Annotated in this window: 1 protein-coding gene; it reads right to left on the reverse strand. The window is 77.4% G+C overall.

Annotated elements, in window-relative coordinates:
• A partial coding sequence (locus AC5LUJ_RS13030) for a hypothetical protein (RefSeq protein ID WP_493465002.1) occupies positions 1-468 on the reverse strand: 468 nt, incomplete at both ends.

A 468-nucleotide genomic window follows, 5' to 3' on the forward strand; every position in this document is an offset into this window, starting at 1 on the left:
TGTCATGCACAGCGCTGTCACGTGCGGTGTCATGCCTGCCGTCGCCGTCACGGCCGTCGGCGTCGGCGTGGCCGTTCCTGCCCCCGGTGTCACCACGCATCGGAAGCGCGTCGTCGATCTCGAAATAGGTGGGCAGCGGCCCGCGGCCGGACAGCCGCAGCGCCCGCACGACCCGTCTGGCCCGCAGCGCCCGCACGTCGCGTACGGCGTCGTTGTGCAGCTGACGGGCGAGCGCGACCCGGGCGGCGGCGACGTCCACCGCGTGCAGGGCGTCCGGCGCCCGGTCCGCCGTCGCCGTGACCGCCGGGGAGCGCAGGGCCCGGCTGAGGCTGTTCTCCGCCTCCTCGGTGTCGTTGCCCAGCGGGCCGCCCGCCGCGGGCCCCGCCTGCGCGGCCCGGGCCCGCTCCACCGCCTCGCCCAGCTCCGCCAGCTCGCACCGCCGGGACAGTTCCCCGGCCACCTCCACGC

The sequence above is a fragment of the Protofrankia sp. CiP1_Cm_nod3 genome (genome assembly GCF_982290655.1).